The organism is Pontibacter rufus (assembly GCF_015694705.1).
Lineage (GTDB): Bacteria > Bacteroidota > Bacteroidia > Cytophagales > Hymenobacteraceae > Pontibacter > Pontibacter rufus.
Genome location: NZ_JADQDR010000018.1, coordinates 20902 through 39403 on the forward strand (window position 1 = coordinate 20902; position 18502 = coordinate 39403).

Sequence of the window (18502 nt, forward strand, 5' to 3'; positions counted from 1 at the left end):
TACTGACGTCCCTGCTTTACATAATGATACTTATAAAACTTTCAAGAAGCACAAGGCAGAAAAGCAGCAGAACCATCGTCTATGGCACAACACTGATTGCCAGCATCGACCTTAGTTAGGCCTTCTCTAAAAAGAAACTTCTATGTATGATAATAATTAAACTAAATTTGTTGGTAAATACTAATTCAATTAGTATAATTACTTCATACTAAACAGTAACATAAACCTATGAAAATTATCGAAAAGCTTCTGAAGGAAATTGATGAAGAAGGGCTGAGAACCCGCAAAATGCTAACAATCGTGCCAGACGACAAATACGATTGGCGGCCTCACCCCAAAAGCATGCCTGTCAAAGACCTTGCACTGCACATTGCCGATTTGCCCACCTGGATAACCCTAGCTGTTACAACCGACGAACTCGACTTTGCTGCCAGCCCTTACAATCCTGGCAATGCCAATAGCACGGAAGAGCTATTAATGCTGTTCGAGAAGAACCTGGCAAAGGCGAAAGCAGATATGGATCAGGCAACAGAGGAGCAGCTGGAAGAGCCCTGGACGCTGCGTAAAAGTGATGCCGTGTACATGACCCTGTCGAAGTATGAGACTGTTCGCCATGCACTGGCACAGACAATCCATCACAGGGCACAGCTCGGCCTGTACCTGCGGCTGCTCGACATCCCTATCCCGGGTAGCTACGGACCAAGTGCCGACGAGCAGGGCTAGTAGTCAACAGCTCAGGAGCCTCCTTGAAACTGGCAGCTCCTGAGCTCTGTTTCAAATCGGTCCAGTCGGTAAATACCAAGGCATTTTAGCCTACTCTCCAAGACAATCAGGATATTTCTCCTGGCTTCTGTATTTGGCGAGCGACTTGAAGCTGTCCAGAACAGCCCTAAGCATGGAGCAGTCCGTCTCTCTGTTTGCCGCTGTCCGTGATCGCATGTCTGCGGATGCGGGCGATGTGAAGGAAAAATTTTTCTCAAGGCACTGCAGGGGCTTGCCGCCGATGATATAGAACCGCTTTTCCGTCACGTTGTCTCTGGTTTCTCCCTCCCCCTCGAAATGCCACGCCACATGCCTGTAGAAGGCGAAGAACAGAAAGTCGCCTTCCACATACGACAAAGGTCCTATCACCTTAGCGTCTTACCCTCTCTAAGTTTACCGAAAATACCGGTGTTCAGGATTGGCAATAATCGTCATGCAGACGTTCACATGTTATAAGAACCTGGATGCGGTGAAAGAATCTTTAAATTGAAGCCCTGTCGTGAAGGCTGCCCTCCCCGGCATGCTTCGCCCCTCCGTCTAGCACCCAGCCAAATGATGCTCCTTTGTCCGGGAGCTTCCCGTGCCCGCGTTACCCTACGCCAAGGCTCGTCTTTGCGCGCTTTGATGAGCTGCGCTACATCCAAACTGCTTCATTCCTCCACTTATCGCACCGTAGCCTTGCCCACCCTGAGCAAAGCTGGCGCCACCCCCAGCAGCTAACAATACCAGTAAACACAATAATATAAGATTACTCAATCAGCAGGAATGAGTACAAAAGGGAAAGAAAAGCAACTTCAGGAGCGAAGGGCTTTGAATTCCTGGTACTCGGCATTTTCCATCAGCTCGCGCACGTATTCTCTCATGCCGCTATCGCTCTTTTCATTCATATACCTGTTAAAGCTCAGGATGGTGCTGCACGTCCCATAACCATTAACCCTGAGAATAACGCTAAACCTAAGTTGCCTACCCTTACGGTACCCTTCAATGGGGTGATGTCGCCAGCTGGCACCTGCTTAGTCTTTTCTTTGGCCATGGGAAGCAAAGTTATAAAGCGTGAAAGCGCCAGACAGGCATTTGAGAGTGCAGTATACCGTCTGCCGAGTATGTAAAAGGCTGTGTAAAGTTTTTACACAGCCTTTTACATACCTACTACCACCGTGGAGGGCTTGTAACAAAGGTAAAATCAGCTTCCGACTTTAAAAAACAGACTTGGCCTTAAACCTGGAAAAGCAGCGAAGTATGAGTACTAAGGTACAGGCCGCCAGGCCGAACTACGGGCGAAGGTCGCTTGTTTGATGTACCATAAACTCAGTGTCTCCCGGTTTAAAGGAATTAGTTTAGCGAGACGGCAAAAAGAGAGGGAAATAATACACCAGATACATTTATCCTCAAGCTGCTGGATGTCTTCTTATATCGCTGTGTTTTGAAATTAGGAAACTGACGGGAATTTTATAAATTATAAGTTTATTATATATTATATTCGCAATTCAATTCCGTTTAGCCACCACAGTTAGTAGGCTAAACAGAATAACTTCATATATATTGTAGCTACACACAATTACTTTCACAACGAAGAAATTAGATGAACAAAATAAAGAGCTGGATTATTGCTGCAATCCTTATTTTATCAATACAATGTGCATACTCCCAAAAAAGTGATTACATCGCAACAGATAGTTTATTAACTTATGGAATTAAATTGATGGAAGGAACGGCCAAAGATAACGCACAATTTGTTCGATTGAAAAGTAAGAATGGTGAGATAAGGTATTCTGCTGAACAATTGACAGAATATGGGTTCAAAAATGGTACTGTATATTTATCTAAGAGTATTTCAGTTTCGGGACAGATTAAAAAGGTCTTTTTAGAACGGCTTGAACATGGAAAAATTTCTCTCTACTACTTTACTGCAAAAGGCATTAAAACGTATTTTTTGGAAAAGGACAGTACTATCTTTGTTGAAATTTCTAAAGATGATTTTCGAAAGCATATATTAGAAAATACAAGTGACTTTGAATGGGAGGCGGAGCAAGTACAGCTAGTCAAATACAATAGGAAATCGCTTTCAAAGATTATTTCCATGTACAACAACGGCAATAATCGACCATTCCCTTATCCTCGATTTGGTATAATTGCGGGTTATAGTAGAACATCGTTGGGCGTGTCTACAAGTGTGTCGAGTGAACATCTTAACGGCATTTCTTTCACACCTAGTTCTTCGGCCTTATTTGGAGTTTTTGCCGATCTCCCAATTGAAAAAAGTTACTTTTCTTTGAATACTGGAGTTAATGTTACTAAAAGCGGCTTTTCGGTTAACTCATCAACTCCTCAATCGACTATAGATGTTGTTGTTAATACAACTTCAGTAAATGTACCAGTATTGTTGCGTTATACTCTGCCAACTTTAGGTTGGAGACCATTTATTGATGCCGGTGGCTCTTACTTATATCATTTAACAAACAAAGGCAAAATCTACGAATCCTCTATTGATCAAACTACAGTAACCATCGACGAGGTCCAGCAGGAGACACTCATTTCTAGAAGTATGGTAGGCTATTCTCTTGGAATAGGATTGCAACGCAATCTGGACTTTAGAAGAATTGCTGCGGGAGAGCTTAGATTTAATCAGTTTCCTGGAAATGACATTACTTTTCAAAAAACGCAATTAGAAATTTTGGTTAGCTTTTCCTTTTGACAATGAAAATCCCCATAAACAGACTGAATATTTTACTTTTAGGACTTATTCTTTTAGTAAGTTGCCAAGATGCAGAGATAGCACCAAAGGACTATCCAATTGCTATAATGGAAGAGGTAAGCACTTCTGATTCTGGTGCAAAGTTCACCGCTAATGTTACAAGTCTAGGGAACGAAACCGTTTCATCTTATGGGTTTGTGTGGGGAGATCAGCCAAACCTAAATATTGAAATAGATAATTTTAAAAGCATTTCGTCTAAGCTTACAACTGGAAACATTGTTTTGGAGATTAATTCCGGCTTAATGAAAGGTCAAACTTACTATGTTCGGCCTTTCATACGAACTGAAAGTTTTCTTGTGTACGGTTCAGAACTGCCTTTTACTAGTGAGGGTAGTAAGCCACCTGAAATTTTTGATTTTCAACCCAAATTCGGTTCGGTAGGAACAAGCATTGAAATTACTGGAATAAATTTCGGCTTCTCAGCGAAAAGCAACACTGTACTGTTTGGTCAATATATTGCGACAGTTGACTCCGCTACAGATACAAAAATATATGTTAAAGTACCTCAAGTAACGGAACCAGGAAAAGTAGACATCACGGTTATAACAGCTGGTATGCCTGTAAATTCCAATGATAAATTTGATATATATTTTCCTTGGTTGAAACAAAGTTCAACTCATAACATAAACTCTGCTTCAACATCATTCACCATAGCTAATAGTGCCTATATTATCAATCCAAATTCATCGACAGGATGGAAGTTTGATTCTTCAAATAAAACTTGGCAATCATTTAATTTACCACAGAACGCTGGTCGGTATCCCAAAGCATTCACCATTTTAAACAAGGGCTATGCCTTACTTGAAAACGGTTTTTATGAATACGATCCAAGTAGCAATGTTTGGGCTCAGAAGTCGAATTTTCCAGATAATATTATTCGTGATGACTATACCTTTACCATGAGTTTCGATCAAGTTGGATTTATAGGGTTCTGCTATAAAAATCAAAAATTATGGTCATACAATCCGAATAATGATACATGGATCCGAAAAGCGGATTTCCCGGAGGATTTTACCAAAACAACTTATCCAGTTTGGGGGAGCTTTTCGTTTACAATTGAAAATTCAGGCTATCTTGGAGTCAGTCAATCGGCATTTGCAATTAATACTTTCTGGAAATATGATGTTGCTACCGATTCATGGGAAAGTAAAACACCTCTACCATCTGATGCATATGGTTCATATGCATGTATGGTGATAGATGGAGTTGCTTATGTAGGGCTTGGAAGTAATTTCGAATGGGGAGATGGTTATGTTTCTGATGAAATCTGGAAATATGATCAACTCAATGACAGTTGGAGACATTTTCAAAATTGTCCTACAAGCATGAGTGTTAATGCAAGTTTTGGAATAAAAGACAAAGGATATGTGTTGTCCGGCTCCACTAGATATTCTGGAATATTGAGAGAAATTTGGGAATTTAATCCTGTCGAGAACTAAAAAAGTGTGTAACAATAGATAAAAATGAATGCACTTACTATCTACATAGAGACTATATCGTCCTGAAAGAGGTTGACAAAAAGTCAACGAAAATGAAGGACGAAGCATTAAGAGAACGTATTGTAGATGAGTATCTCACGTCCGGGCAGAGCTATCGAGAAGTGGCCGATAGATGTGGTGTTGATTACCGTAGCCTGCACCGTTGGGTTAAGGAATACCGAAGGCGCATGAGAAAACCACATAAAATTAGCTGAGCCGGGCTGCTGCGAGAACTGCCTGCAGACAAGCTGCCGACCGATGTCGAGGCCCTACAGAAGACCATTCAACCTGCACGAGCGCCCAGCCACTGCCGAAGACCTTATACGTCAGTTCATGCCTGTAGCAAAACCACAACAACCCCAGCGCCTGCGGCAAATATACAGCCTGCTGCAAACGCTTTATGGCTTAGTTAGAAAGACCGAACAGGAGCAGTACGTGAAGTAAAAAGACTCACCTTAGATACACGGCTTGTTTAACATAAGCTTACTTATCAGCTATAACAAGCAAAGGCTCAAGACCTCCTTCCATAAACAGCTTAAATACTCGAATCGAATATTATTGATAGACTGCCACTGCTGCAGGGAAATGAAGCTAACTAAACATGATCAAAGCCAAGCACCCCGACGAGAAGTCCAGCAGAAGCCAACAGGCGTTCCTCTAAGCGTGCCCGAGTAAAAAACAACTATAAACTAGCCATTCTCGCTTCTTAAATATTTTGAATCATAACATCCAGGGCGGCTTCTTCTTCCAAGTTAAATTTTTTGCGGAGGCGGTAACGGGCTTTGCGAATAGAATCTACGGAAATACCCAAGGTATGGGCCATATCCCGGGTAGATAGGTTTAACTTAGTCAGAATCAGCAATCGTGTTTCCGCCGGTGATAAATCAGGAAATTTCCCCTTGAGGCTATATAAAAAACCCGGGTAAACCTGCTCGAATAAACGACGAAAGTGCTGCCATGCCTCCTCGGTCAGGATGGTACTGGAAATCAGGCTCTCGATTTTGATGCCCACATTTGACCTGATGGGGTTGTTGGAAACTGGCAACTGGTGCAGTTCGGCCGTTAAACTTTCAACCAGAGTAGTTTTTTCTTTCAGGGCATTCAGGTAAGCCTCTAATAATTCTTCCGCGTGGCGCAGTTCTTTTTCGGCTAGTTCCATTTGCCTTTTCTTACGCATGCGGAAACGGTGGAAAAGTAAACCCATTATCACTGTTATCGCGAGCACAGTACCAATCAGCAGGTAAAAACGTAGTTGGTTCAGGTTTTTCTGACTTTCTAATAACTTTAGTTCCGCCTGGTAACGTTCTACTTCAACTTTATTGGTTGCCCGGCTCAGGATTCTGGCATCATAAGATTGCTGCAGGCTATCTTTGATAATATTCAAAGAATCGGATAGTTGTAACGCCGTTTGATAATTGCCGGCTGCCTGGTTTAACTCTACTAAAACTGAGAGTAAACGCCAGCGGTATTCTAAGCTTTCTGTCGAATCCCGGATATAGTTCCGCGCAAGTTGCCGGCCCGAACGGATGTAATGCCAGGCACTATCGGGTTGCTGCTGTCTCCAAAAGGCTTTTGCCATGGCCAGCGATGAATAAGCGGCATCTTCCGGCGCACGGTTGGCAACATCGCTGGTTATCTTATAACTGCGGCGAAGATACACCAGAGCGGAGTCGTTCTTATCCTGCGCCAGCAAAGCTTGCCCGAGGTTGCCCATGCCTATCCCAACCCAAACTTTATCCTGACAGGCGGCCGCTTTTGCTATGGTTTTCCGGTAATATACTTTGGCTTTACCCCAGTCTTTTTGCTGGCTGTAGATAAGTCCAATGGTATTGAGGGTATTTATTTCCATACGCGGAATATAAAACGGAAAGCGGATAGCCGCCAGAAAAGAGGCCAGGGCTTTGTCTAATTCTTCGAACTGGTAATAGCATAATCCCAGTTCGAAGAGATAGCCTGAAGCATTTGGTACTTGCCCGTAGCCAATCTCCTGGAAAGCCTTTTGGGCTTTTAGTAAATGCTCGAAGGCTTCCCCATAACGTGCTGCCCGAAAATACACGCCACCAGTAACATGTTCGCAAGCAGCCGCTATGTCAAGGTAATTATTTTCCTTGGCCCAGGCTTTGGTGTGCGCCAGTACCGCTACTACCGACCGATAATTGCCGACAGGGAAATGCTGTTCGTAGCGCTCCGAAAAAAGAATACGGGAGCATTTTTGAAAGTACTGGGCGTAGCTTTTTAATTTTTCGTCGCCAAGGCTGTCGGCAGTGTAGGCCACCGCTTCTAAAAATTGGTGGCTGGCGGTAGAATTCCAATCCGAAATCAGGTTATCCGAGCAGTACTGCCAAAGAAGAGGTAAACGCCTGTCGGCTGGCGCCTGGGCTAGAAAACGGGTCTGAGCGGCCGCGCTTAGCTGCACCAGCAGGGCAAAAACTATTACCAGGATACTGCCTGAACACTTCATAAAAAGCTGGTACATAAGAGTGTATCGCCCAAAATAGAAAAATTTTTTCTGAGTTTTTCTTTCTTCCTAGTAAAAATACTACCTAATATTTACAAGCAGTCCGGGTTTAACAGGTTAAAAAATGCATTAGGTTATAGTTTAAGACCATGTTTTGCATTTGTCCATGCTTTTGTCCTAGGGGCAAAATAGGGTGCTACTAGCTTTTAGTTGTATTTTGCTTTGCCGAAAAGGTCCAGGTACTGCTCTGAAGTTTTCATTTACATAAAATTATATCCTACCGAATGTTTTAGCTTTTCTTGTTTAAATATCACCCCCCAAAATTTAACCTCCTAAACTTATAGTTTATGCTAAGACCTTTACAATTTCAAGTTCGTGGTAAAGGATTTCAACACTACGGGTTCTTTCTCCTTTTACTGGTTAGCTTATTTCCTTCCTTTAGTACCCATGCCAAAACGCATGAGTACGCTCCTGCTATAACACTGGATAAAGATAACTTTTCCGCCGGGCAAGCAGCGCTGGCACCAGGCGCTGGCTGGACCCAAGGCCAACAGGTTCAGGTTGGGTTTAAAGAATACCCGGATTATCTTAAATTATATCATCCGGGTTTTTTCAAAATAATTCGGCGTTTCTACCAGAAGTTTTCGCCATTCGGCCAAGGGCTGAACAATTCTCCACCTCGTTTGGAGCAGTTATCGGTACACTTGCCTCACTGTTTTCGTGTATAATCAACTAAAATAGAACGGGTAATATAAATAAGCTTTCCAGCTCTTTTAGCCTAAAAGTGATGAGTTTCCGCAGAAGGTCAGGTTTACGACTGGCCAAGCTAACATTCCCCCTCTAACCTATTCAACATCAAAAAATATTTTCACTTAATCTTTCAAGCTATGAAACTTCACAATCAAGTCATGAAACTTCGCTCTTTTCCTACGCTAATCTTTACGCTTCTGCTAGTCAGCTTTATGATGCAGTCCTGTTCCTGGGAGGATGAAGAACTACCACCACTCAAAGGCACAGAAGCCAGACTTCAGCAACTGAACGATAGCCTTTTTAATCATTTCAGTTCCAAATGGGGAATCAAGCAGGGAGGCATTTTTATGCGAATAAGCAGCCCGTCCGGTACGTATCTGGTATCAAGCAACATTACGCCTCCGGTGCAGGATAATTCCCATTTCCGAATCGCCAGCATCAGCAAAACCTTTACGGCGGCCGCCATCATGCGCCTGCACCAGCAAGGTCTTTTGTCAATTAATGACATCATTACAAAATATCTACCCAATACGCCGGACTACGATATCCCCTATAAAGATCAGATTACCATCAAGCTATTACTCCAGCACCGGGCGGGTGTGTTTGACGTGACCAACCAAGATATTCCTGATACCGTGGATCAGGAATATGCCGGTAAACGGTACAGCGATTACATCCGAGGCGAACTCAAGCAGGATGACCATAACTTCACCTTTGATGAGTTGTTTGGCGTTATAGCCCAGAACGGCCTGTTCAACCATACCCCCAACGCCCAGTTCCACTACTCGAACTCGGGCTATCATCTGCTGGCCAAGATTGTGGAACAGGTAACGGGCATGTCCTTCAACGACTATATCACCGAAACCTTTTTTGAGCCTTTACACCTGAACAATACGTATGGGGTGGTGTCAGGAACGGACCAGCGGATGAGAGATTCCTTTCTTGAATCATTTGCTACCATACTCGATGATAAAGGTAGTCTGCATACGTTCGAAACGGTAGAGGACAATATGTCTAGTACTATAGCAGATGGCCACATTGTGTCCACGCCGGCTGATATTTCCCGATGGATGGAATTGCTCATAACCGGGCAGGCCGGCGTTTCGGCGGCCAACGTTGCTCTGATGAAGGAGATGCTACCAGGCGATGCCGGGAACGAGCGTTACGGCCTGGGGCTGACGTTCGATCAGGGGCTGGGATACGGCCATGACGGCTTTCATGCAAGTTATTTGTCAAGACTGCGCTATGATCCCGCCACCAAAACCACCGTGCTGGTTGTCGCTACATTTATCTATTTTCTCGATGGTCAACCACAACCCGGTCCTGAATTTTTGGAGCTAGCCTATGGGTTGCGGGATATGGGGATAGAAGGAGCACAGATAGTCAATCACTAACAAACTGATGCTCTCTTTTTCTTTTCTGACCAAGCCTTAAAGCTGTACTTAACATGCAACGCTTCTGGTTACCTGATTTATTCGCATTGACAACCGCCCGGCTGCTGCGGGCGGTTGTCTTAAGCCTGGTTGGAGGGCTAGCCTGCTGGCTGGTTGCCTGTACAGATGATCCCCTGCCAAATACTCCATTCCTAAGCCAAATCAAGGTCCAGCGTGCGGTGGACAGCGTTCGGCTTGCCCTGGAAAATGACCTGCAAAATTCGGTGCCCTCACTAAACGTGTTTATTCAGACACCCACCGAAAAAATCTTTGCCTCCTCGGTGCCGGCAGGTAGCAATCCTGTTTTAGAAACGGCTAATTTTCGCTTTGCCAGTATTACTAAACACTTTACCGCCACCGCTCTGCTGAATATGCACGAAGAAGGTTGGGTTAATTATAAAGCCCGTATTACTGACTTCATTCCGGGTACACAAACCCCTTATGTGCCCAACACACCAGACTGGAATTTCCCCTACAAAGATCAGATTACCTTGGAGCAGCTCCTCCAACATCGGGCGGGTGTCTTTGATGTGGATAATGATTCGGTTCCGGGATTCAATGGGCTATCTTATACCGAATCTACCCAGAATGCGGATCCGGCCCACCAATTTACGACCGAGGAGATGATCAATCAACTAATCATTCACCAGCTTTACTACTGGGCACCAGGCACGAATTATCATTACAGCAACACGGGCTATGCTATTTTGGGCAAAATTATCGAACGGGTGTATTCGGTTAAAAGTGGAGGGGCTAAAACATACAGCGATTATTTGCAGGATTATGTCGTAGGGACAAAGGCAGCAGTACCCGTAGCGGTTCATTTCCCCTTCCGGGCCGACGATACCGTATTGCCTGCTCCGCGGGTAGAAGGCACCGTGCGGCATCCCACCCAGACGGTTACGTTTGGTGATTACAACATGAGCGCCCAGGTAGGGGAAGGGAATGGGTATGGGACCATGGCAGCCCTTAATAAATATATACGTTCTTTGATGAAAGGCCAAAACGTGTTAATGCCCCAAACCGTGACGGTTATGCAGAGGGATAGCCTGGGGGGCACCTTCAGTACTAATCTGGGGTATGGTAAGAATAGTGCCCGAATCGGTAATATCGCCGTGATGGCGTACGATCCGCTGACGGGCGTATCGGTGGTGGCTTATTTGCCTCTATGGGATTATACCCAGGGCCTGGATGGAGACACCTCGTTTGATAAATGCATCGGGGCCACCTTTGATGCTGCGTATGCGGCCCGGGCGGCCTTAGGCTATCCGGGCAAACCGTAGTAGGGCGGCCTACTCTTTTTTGTATATTACTACAAAAACAATATGTATTATAATTTTCTCAATACATTCAACCCAAAAATTTATGAAAACAACGTTTACTGCCTCTGTCGCCCAAGCTACCCGGGAAGGTCCGCTTAAGCTTATCTCTTCTATTGTTGTTAAGCCTCAAACAGGCAACAGCCCAGGCCAAGTTGGTCAACGTTATCAATAATATTCTACACTTTTAAAACAAACATAGCTATGATCTCAAAAAATGCCTCCAACAAAATAAGTCGAAGGAACTGGTTACGTGGTGTCGCCATTACGGCTACCAGTGCCGTTTTGCTGCCCTCGTTTCTTACCGGCTGTATCGAAAACGATGATATTCCTCCGGTCTTTGGGAGTACACCACCACTAACACCAGCAGAATTTGATCTGTATAGCCAGGCAGCAGAAAATTTAATTCGAATGAGAAAGTGGAATGATAATCTCTTCACATTTACTGGTAATTATGAAGATAGGGTGTGGTCGTATTTAAAAGGAGGCGAAGAGCCCACGAACTGGACAGAAATTTTCGTAAAGATCTTTACTGAAATAGGCCTCGGGATATTAGAAGCAGGGTTAGAAGAATTTCCTGGTCTCGGGCCGGCAATTGCAACTACGGCTAAGCAAGTTGAGAAATGGGAACTCGGGGAAAAAGCAGAAAGAGGTGTAGATGCTGCATTTGGAGGTTTTAAAGCCGGTTACGATGATATGATGAAGGAAGTTTCGGACAACCTACTTTTACTGGCAAGCAGCGGCACTGATAACAATTTCCCATATTTGCAGGAAGCGTTTAAAAATGGAGATATTGAATTTAATGGCAAAAAGTACTCCCTCAAGGATTTGGCGCAAAACCGTTTCCCTGCAGACGACGTCACAGCAGATCTTGCTCAATTCGAAGCACTAAGGAATGCTGCATTCGTTAGATTCAAAAAATATATTTGGAATGCGATGATTATTCAAGCTGGCAACATGACTTACCATCATCTTGGGTCACATGAAGCTGGTTTCAATGAGGGCGGTGCTAATGGATATGTACGAGATAACTATTATAACCAGGAGGCTTATGTAGGGAGTTACATACGAGGCACTTATAATGGCCCCTTTGACGCTTACACTTTTGAAGAGTTTTATTTTGAATTCGATGGTAAAAAACTTTCGGCTGATGCTGCCAAAGAATTATTTATAGATACTACTCCAGGTCACATCATACACCCGGACAAAAATGGTAATCCAACTACGGGTTTGTGGCCTCGCGACTACGTTTACAAACAATTCCACAAAGAAAAACCTGACTTTTTTGGATATAACGATGTGTCAAAGGATGAATTTGGACACGGCAGTGTCGGCAACCGATACTTAGATTTCGATGAGTCAGCAAACAACTATGTGTTCACTGGGGGGGACTTCTCAGAATTAACTAATCTCGGATAAAGGTGCCGAAGCGCCGTTACGGGTGTAATGAACGTAACGGCGCTATTGCCTGTCTTGGTGCGATTTAAGGGCAATTGAAAAGGCAGCTTGGTTTGACTTTAATTAGGATAACTAATTAGATTTATTTCTATCAGGTAAGTCGGGCTTTTCGCAGTTGGGCAACTTATCAGGAGCAGCTAGGGCTGGGCCTGGACGGGTATGTATCTGCTCAGGTCAGTACGGCCGGCCGACCAGGCCCCTCAAAGTACCCCCTAGGCAGTTGAGCATTAGACCTTTCTCAAGTGGTCTACTGCTTACCCCAAAGGGTAAATATCTGAGCAACTAAGACGCCATTTAGCAGAATTAGTATCTCATATAGTGCCAGTTAATCGGTGGTGGGCTGTCTACATCTGATTGACAAAATGCAGAGGGCATAAACTCATTTACACCATATTTTTAGTTGATTTCTGGAACAGCCTGTGGAGCCCAAGCTGACTTAGTCTATCGGGCAAGGCAGTTTTTAACTAATTTCTCTTTACTTGCCAATTCCACTCTTAAGAGCACTGTCTATCTGTGTAGTGTGTTTTAACTGCTTATTATAATGGGATTATTATTTAAAAGTGATTTTCACGACGAGTTTGGTTCTTGGGCACTGGCCTACATTCCGTATGGCGGAATTGATTTTGGTGAAATATTGGGCATTGCGCAGGCAGTCGGGGACGGTGATGACTGGGACTTTTATGCAGCCTGGGTGGCTGTTGCTGATCGGTTTGCGACCGAAGCAACAGATGCGCTCGCCAAGGGTAGACAGGCCGTTGCCCGCGAGTTGTTTCTGAAAGCCAGCGAATGCTACGCGACGGCCAAACATCCAGTTTTTGGGTTCCCGGTGGATCCAAGACTAGTCGCGGCTTCTCGGAAACAAATGGCCGCGTTCGACCAGGCGATGGCCTTATTGAAAAAGCCAGTAATACCGATACGTATTCCGTTCGAGAAGGGAAGCTTACCCGCCTATTTCATTCCTGCCGTGGATTACCCGGATTCGGTGCGCCCGCTGCTGATTCTGACCAATGGCTACGATGGGACTATCACAGATATGTATTTTGCCTCAGCCGTTGCAGCCATCAACAGGGGCTATCACTGTCTGTTGTTTGACGGTCCTGGTCAGGGCGAGGTGCTAATCGAACAGGGGATTCCGCTCCGGCCAGACTGGGAAACCGTGGTCAGCGCTGTTATTGACGTAGCTGTAACGCTACCGCTCGTGGACGTAGCACGCATCGTGATTAGCGGCTGGAGTTTGGGTGGCTATCTTTCAACACGGGCTGCGTCGGGCGATGATCGGATTGCAGCCTGTATTGCCGATCCGGGCCTACCTAGCCTGTCGGATAGCTTTCGACAGTTTGCCCACGACTTGATGGGCGCTTCGCCGGAAGCGGATACCAATGAGGGGTCATTAGATCAGCAAGTACTGGATCGGCTGTGGGATGCCATCACCAGTAACCGAAAACTGAGCTGGAGCATCATCCAGCGGGGCTTCTGGGTTAATGGCACCAAGGATCTTCGGGCGTATCTGACCTCATTAGAACTGTACACCATGAAGGGTCGTGAATCGTTGATTCGCTGCCCGACGTTACTGACGATGGCCCAAAACGATTCACTTTCATTCGCAGCCAACATTTTCTATGATTCGCTTACCTGTCCCAAAACCTTGCTGACGTTTTCGGCCGATCGGGGTGCTGGTGATCACTGCGAAATGAAGAACCGAACGTTGCTGAACCGATATGTATTAGACTGGCTAGATGAAGTTTTGGTCTAACGGCTGCCATCACACATTAACTTATAGGCACATCACACCTGCTTTTGGGTTGTAATCTGACTCTTAGTAAACTGCCGGACAGCCCAGCGCTGCCGGAATGTCTATCTAGTCCTAGCCCACCCTGCTCCTGCCCTTCGGTCGAGCCGCGGTAGAAAGCGATGTAGCTTCTCATTTTTCTCCCTTTTGTCATTTATCTAACAAATATACCATTAAGAATGAGTTTGTTAAGTTTCGAATGGTGTTGATATCATCATTAAATTAATTAGTATTATGATTATAATGCCTCGTATGTGATTAATGAGGCTCATGGAAGACATAAAGTTTTTCTTAGAATTTATAGCGGCCGATGATGGCCCCATCACGTTAGCGTCTTTCTCTCTTTAACTTCGCTGAAACTATCGGTATTTAGGATTGGCAAAATTCGATAAACAGAACATTTTCTTAAAATAAGAACCTAGATGCGATGAATCAATTTTTAAATTAAAGCCCGTAGTAAAGACATACCTCCCCGGCATGCTTTGCCCCTATCGTCCAGCACCCAGCCTAATGATGCTCATTATCCAGGGAACTTCCCGTACCCGCGTTACAGTACGCCAAGGCTCGTCTTTGCGCGCTTGCATGATCTACGCTACATTCAAACTGCTTCATTCCTCCCCTTGTCATACCGTAACATTTCCCGCCCGCAGCAAAGCAGGCGCCACCCACCGGCAGTAAAGAATTTCAGTAAACACGATAATACAGGATTACTCCAGCAGCAGGCAATTTTACAAAAGGGAAAGGAAAGTAACATCAGGTGCGAAGGGTTTTGAATTCCTGGTACTCCTCTCCCCCATCAGACAGCGCACGTATCCTTCCTTGCCAATACTATTGTCAACTCTTATTATTTACTATCAGGATTAGTGAAAATGGTTTTGCTAATGTTTTGTCTGAAGGTCTTACATTTCTTAAACGTCCGTTTAACTAATGTAAAGTAAACCATATCAAAAAGTTAAGCCGGGACTAAGGTTAAGTTTAGCTTTAGCCTGAGGAGGTTAAAGCCACCTGATTATTATTGAAAAAAGCTTTAAAATAAATTCCTTGGTTGAAATGAGTTGAATTATCCGGAAGTGCTACAATTTTTCTAAGCCAGGTAATGAATTCGGGTAATACCTTTTGTTTAAGTAAATCCTCTACTATCTTTTTATCCTCTGATTTTACCGGACATACCTGGATGTAGTACCGTTCATAATTTACCCGTTGGTTTGGTAGCCAAAGCTCACAGCTAAAGATAGGATACCCATCATGAAAATGATTAGGAGTCCAATATTTTAAAAGAACTTCATTATCAACCTGTAGGTCTTCCAATACCTCTTTCAACAAGGAGGTTTGCAGGGCATAGCTCATTCCCCTTTTTGTTTTAGGCTTTTCTATAATTAGCTTCATGTACTTAAGTAACAGACAACTAGCAAAGTCAGGTTCCAGATAGCACTTTTAAACATCTCATTTTAACATAAGCATACTTATTAGCTATAAACAAGAAAAGGCTCAAGCCCTCCTTCAATAAACAGCTTAAATACTCGAATCAAATATTATTGATAGACTGCCACTGCTGCAGGGAAATGAAGCTAACAAAACATAATTAAAGTTAAGCACCCCGACGAGAAGTCCAGCAGTAGCCAAAAGGGGTTCCTCTAAGCGTGCCCGAACAAAAACAACTATAAACTAGCCATCTTTTTTACTTGTAGGCCTCACTACAAGGTTCCCCTTCTTTGGTTGGGGCACAGAAAACTGTTTAGCCAGATGCTCTTTGTTTGGATACTTTACTTTTGATAGCCTGCCCTCCGTTACCATTCGCTCATGGGCTTGTTCAACAGTGGGTAACGCTTCGGATACTTGCGTCCAATGAACCACGGAAGCCTGGTTGCACCATTGCATGACCTTGAGGTGAGCCCCATTATTGCGGTACCGCCGCATACTTTCCTCATCCTGCCAGACAGTAAGGGTCCAGTAAACCCGATGGGCATCCCGAATAAGGCTACCCTGCAGCAAACCAGGGGCCTGACGCAGTTGCTGCAGTGAGCGAAATGTGTGTCAGGCAAAGGGAATCCAGTAACGGATAGAACGCAAGCCAAGCCGGGTAACAGATACAAAAGCCATTACTTCTCTACTGCATTTTTTGTGAACAAAGCATTCATGCGCCCGCATAAACTATTGTAAGCTATAACAATCGAATACAATAGCAAAATGAAAAGCCTGTCTTATGCTCCCCTGCCATGCTTATAAGCCAACAAGCGGCCTGTCGCTATTACACCAAGCTTCCTTGCATGCAACTCCTTATTATGGAAGGCTAAACCCAACGCCTCCTGCCCTTATTATATCCAGATAGACAGGCGCTTACAAGAGTTCACCCTTAAATTGAGACGGTTTACTATATTCTATTACATCATTTGAAATATTCAAGATAAAATATTCAAATTACCGCATTACTGTGCTCCAAACGGGCAAAGCTGGTGTTTTATTTGCTCTTTATTAAGATGCATCATCTAAGATGCATCTTCGCTATAAAATTTCTCTGTGAATAAACCATTATCAATCCTATAACTATAAACTATGAATCTAAGACCAATTACTCTCCTTTGCCTGTTTACCCTGCTGCTAACAGCGGGTTGCAAACATGACGATGATGCGGGGCCGATATTTGACCCTGTTAAATTGCACGCCACTAACTTTGCCGCCGGGCTCAAGTCGCCTATAGGGATGAGCGTAGATGATAAGGGGCAACTGTGGGTTACCGAAGCCGGGACCGGCAACAACGATGGTAGCGTATCTATGATCACAAAAGACGGCACGGTGCACCAGGTTATTACTGGCTTCGGCTCTTCCACCTCTGCCGAAAGCCCTGGCGCGGAAGGCATAAGTCACCTGCTTTACAAAGATGGCAAACTTTATATTCTGCACGGCGTTGCCGGCATGCTCTACATTGCTGATGTTGCCTCATACAAACCCGGCGACCCGGTGAAGGAAGCCAGCAGCCTGTATAGCGAGGATATAGGCACTTACGTCAGGAGCCTGAACCTGACTGATCCGGTCAACTCAGATATCTACAATCTTACTTTTGGACCCGGCGGACATTTATACATGGTAGATGCCGGCGCAAATGCTGTCATTAAACGCGACAAGAACAGCAAAACACTAAGCTTATTTGCCAGTTTTCCGAACGTTGGCCCTGCAACGGAGGCGGTGCCCACGGGCATCGTTTATGACGGCAAGAAGTTCCTGGTTTCCACTTTAACCGGCTTTCCCTTTGCCAGTGGAGCGGCCAAGATATTCCAGGTTAGCCAAGAGGGGAATGTAAGTGAGTACAAGAGCGGCTTCACGACGCTTACGGATATTGTTTTAATGCCTAACAACAAACCTTTTGTTACGGAGTTTGCCGAGTTCTCGCTCACCACAACCCCTCCGGGCTTCAACCCGATGTCGGGCAGGGTAGCCAACGAAGATGGCGCTTATCTGATAGAGGGTTTGAGTCTGCCTACGGATATTGAACGAAGCGGCTCCAAAACGTACTATGTGCTCAGCTATGGGCTCGGAACGGTTCAGAAGCTAACCTATTAGTTGTAGGCCTCTCCCTGCTGCTAATACCGTTCAAGTAAAGAAAGCAACAAATTTCTTCAGCAGCGATTCCCTTAGCTTAAGGTGCTCTAAGCAATGGGAATCGCTGCTCTGAATACAAGAAGATGCTACTGCATTCACATCGGCCGCAACCAGCAAGGGCGGGGAAGCATCTATTTATTAGGGAAAATGGAATTATGGTAAACAGGGGTTCGCAATATAGAGCTCGATTTTATCTTTACTGTTGTAACTCATTTAGAGATCCCCAGCTCAGATACTTTAACATTGTATTTAAAAGAACACAAAGTAAATTTTAGTCACAAAAATTAGAGCCCTAGGGGAAACCGATACTTTTACTATTATTTATCCCTACCGCCCTATCTTACGGCCACATCGCTGTTGCTCCTGTTTCTGAACCTTGAGCTGTAGAACTGCAGTAGAAAGTAGATTTTGTTAAAGATGCAATGTTGAAGACTGTGTTGTGTCTGAGATTTGCCTTCTTCTCAAAGTCTGAGTACCCGAAGGATCTCCTGTACACTACTTTTCCGTTGTCTGCAACTTAAACATTCCCATTTAACAGATTATTCCGATGTAGGGAAGAAAACAGACTATCTAGCCTTTGCTGTGCTATGATGGGGCTACTAGATAGAAATAAGCTAATGATAAACACTAATGTTACTGCCCCTCTCATAATCTAATAAAAATTAAAGGTAGAACACTGCTTACCAAAAATATAAATTAGCTG

Annotated in this window: 15 protein-coding genes and 1 pseudogene; 11 read left to right on the forward strand and 5 right to left on the reverse strand. The window is 44.4% G+C overall.

Annotated features, from left to right (window positions below; translation table 11 throughout):
* Positions 1-228: 228 nt before the first annotated feature.
* The gene (locus I2I11_RS20780) at positions 229-723 is read left to right on the forward strand and encodes a DinB family protein (protein ID WP_196269682.1); all 495 of its coding nucleotides are present in this window, start codon (positions 229-231) and stop codon (positions 721-723) included.
* A 90-nt stretch (positions 724-813) separates the two neighbouring features.
* Here I2I11_RS20780 and I2I11_RS20785 read toward each other — a convergent pair whose 3' ends face one another.
* Positions 814-1119, reverse strand: a complete 306-nt coding sequence (locus I2I11_RS20785; RefSeq protein WP_196269683.1) for a hypothetical protein — start codon at positions 1117-1119, stop codon at positions 814-816.
* A gap of 1225 nt (positions 1120-2344) precedes the next feature.
* Here I2I11_RS20785 and I2I11_RS20790 point away from each other — a divergent pair.
* The 4 genes from I2I11_RS20790 to I2I11_RS20805 all read left to right on the forward strand — a co-directional run bounded on the left by I2I11_RS20790 (position 2345) and on the right by I2I11_RS20805 (position 5439).
* Complete coding sequence (locus tag I2I11_RS20790) at positions 2345-3457, forward strand: outer membrane beta-barrel protein (protein WP_196269684.1); 1113 nt, start codon at positions 2345-2347, stop codon at positions 3455-3457.
* A 2-nt stretch (positions 3458-3459) separates the two neighbouring features.
* Complete coding sequence (locus tag I2I11_RS20795) at positions 3460-4956, forward strand: IPT/TIG domain-containing protein (protein ID WP_196269685.1); 1497 nt, start codon at positions 3460-3462, stop codon at positions 4954-4956.
* A gap of 92 nt (positions 4957-5048) precedes the next feature.
* Positions 5049-5210, forward strand: coding sequence for a transposase (locus tag I2I11_RS21630; RefSeq protein ID WP_196269686.1), 162 nt, complete (start codon positions 5049-5051; stop codon positions 5208-5210).
* A 43-nt stretch (positions 5211-5253) separates the two neighbouring features.
* Positions 5254-5439 (forward strand): hypothetical protein, encoded by a 186-nt coding sequence (locus tag I2I11_RS20805; RefSeq protein ID WP_196269687.1) that lies wholly within the window; start codon positions 5254-5256, stop codon positions 5437-5439.
* A gap of 262 nt (positions 5440-5701) precedes the next feature.
* On the opposite strand, the gene I2I11_RS20810 is transcribed toward I2I11_RS20805, so the two are convergent.
* Positions 5702-7456 carry a tetratricopeptide repeat protein gene (locus I2I11_RS20810; protein ID WP_196269688.1) on the reverse strand — a complete coding sequence of 585 codons (1755 nt, stop codon included), beginning with the start codon at positions 7454-7456 and terminating at the stop codon, positions 5702-5704.
* 344 nt (positions 7457-7800) lie between these two features.
* On the opposite strand from I2I11_RS20810, the gene I2I11_RS20815 reads away from it, so the two are divergent.
* The 5 genes from I2I11_RS20815 (at position 7801) to I2I11_RS20835 (ending at position 14166) form a co-directional block, all read left to right on the forward strand.
* Positions 7801-8181 (forward strand): hypothetical protein, encoded by a 381-nt coding sequence (locus I2I11_RS20815; protein ID WP_196269689.1) that lies wholly within the window; start codon positions 7801-7803, stop codon positions 8179-8181.
* Between the two features lie 159 nt (positions 8182-8340).
* Positions 8341-9597 (forward strand): serine hydrolase domain-containing protein, encoded by a 1257-nt coding sequence (locus I2I11_RS20820; protein WP_196269690.1) that lies wholly within the window; start codon positions 8341-8343, stop codon positions 9595-9597.
* A 218-nt stretch (positions 9598-9815) separates the two neighbouring features.
* On the forward strand, positions 9816-10919 hold the full coding sequence (locus tag I2I11_RS20825) for a serine hydrolase domain-containing protein (protein ID WP_370583031.1): 1104 nt from the start codon (positions 9816-9818) through the stop codon (positions 10917-10919).
* A gap of 240 nt (positions 10920-11159) precedes the next feature.
* Entirely contained in the window at positions 11160-12374 is a 1215-nt protein-coding gene (locus I2I11_RS20830; protein ID WP_196269692.1) for a hypothetical protein, read from the forward strand.
* 580 nt (positions 12375-12954) lie between these two features.
* Entirely contained in the window at positions 12955-14166 is a 1212-nt protein-coding gene (locus I2I11_RS20835; protein ID WP_196269693.1) for an alpha/beta hydrolase family protein, read from the forward strand.
* Positions 14167-15183: 1017 nt separating this feature from the next.
* On the opposite strand, the gene I2I11_RS20840 is transcribed toward I2I11_RS20835, so the two are convergent.
* Together I2I11_RS20840 and I2I11_RS21635 are read right to left on the reverse strand one after the other, a co-directional pair.
* Positions 15184-15588: a hypothetical protein gene (locus tag I2I11_RS20840; RefSeq protein ID WP_196269694.1), complete on the reverse strand. Its 405-nt coding sequence runs from the start codon at positions 15586-15588 to the stop codon at positions 15184-15186.
* A 279-nt stretch (positions 15589-15867) separates the two neighbouring features.
* Entirely contained in the window at positions 15868-16194 is a 327-nt protein-coding gene (locus I2I11_RS21635; protein ID WP_196269695.1) for a hypothetical protein, read from the reverse strand.
* A 561-nt stretch (positions 16195-16755) separates the two neighbouring features.
* Here I2I11_RS21635 and I2I11_RS20850 point away from each other — a divergent pair.
* Entirely contained in the window at positions 16756-17760 is a 1005-nt protein-coding gene (locus tag I2I11_RS20850; protein ID WP_196269696.1) for a ScyD/ScyE family protein, read from the forward strand.
* 379 nt (positions 17761-18139) lie between these two features.
* Here the strand turns inward: I2I11_RS20850 and I2I11_RS21640 are convergent.
* A pseudogene (locus tag I2I11_RS21640) lies at positions 18140-18304 on the reverse strand (serine hydrolase); the annotation flags it as partial.
* Between the last annotated feature and the right edge of the window lie 198 nt (positions 18305-18502).

Coding starts and splice junctions, on each gene's coding strand:
- I2I11_RS21630 (WP_196269686.1), top strand. CDS start 5,049: ATGAAGGACGAAGCATTAAGAGAACGTATTGTAGATGAGTATCTCACG.
- I2I11_RS20790 (WP_196269684.1), top strand. CDS start 2,345: ATGAACAAAATAAAGAGCTGGATTATTGCTGCAATCCTTATTTTATCA.
- I2I11_RS20795 (WP_196269685.1), top strand. CDS start 3,460: ATGAAAATCCCCATAAACAGACTGAATATTTTACTTTTAGGACTTATT.
- I2I11_RS20820 (WP_196269690.1), top strand. CDS start 8,341: ATGAAACTTCACAATCAAGTCATGAAACTTCGCTCTTTTCCTACGCTA.
- I2I11_RS20780 (WP_196269682.1), top strand. CDS start 229: ATGAAAATTATCGAAAAGCTTCTGAAGGAAATTGATGAAGAAGGGCTG.
- I2I11_RS20830 (WP_196269692.1), top strand. CDS start 11,160: ATGATCTCAAAAAATGCCTCCAACAAAATAAGTCGAAGGAACTGGTTA.
- I2I11_RS20805 (WP_196269687.1), top strand. CDS start 5,254: ATGTCGAGGCCCTACAGAAGACCATTCAACCTGCACGAGCGCCCAGCC.
- I2I11_RS20815 (WP_196269689.1), top strand. CDS start 7,801: ATGCTAAGACCTTTACAATTTCAAGTTCGTGGTAAAGGATTTCAACAC.
- I2I11_RS20810 (WP_196269688.1), bottom strand. CDS start 7,456: ATGAAGTGTTCAGGCAGTATCCTGGTAATAGTTTTTGCCCTGCTGGTG.
- I2I11_RS20850 (WP_196269696.1), top strand. CDS start 16,756: ATGAATCTAAGACCAATTACTCTCCTTTGCCTGTTTACCCTGCTGCTA.
- I2I11_RS20840 (WP_196269694.1), bottom strand. CDS start 15,588: ATGAAGCTAATTATAGAAAAGCCTAAAACAAAAAGGGGAATGAGCTAT.
- I2I11_RS20835 (WP_196269693.1), top strand. CDS start 12,955: ATGGGATTATTATTTAAAAGTGATTTTCACGACGAGTTTGGTTCTTGG.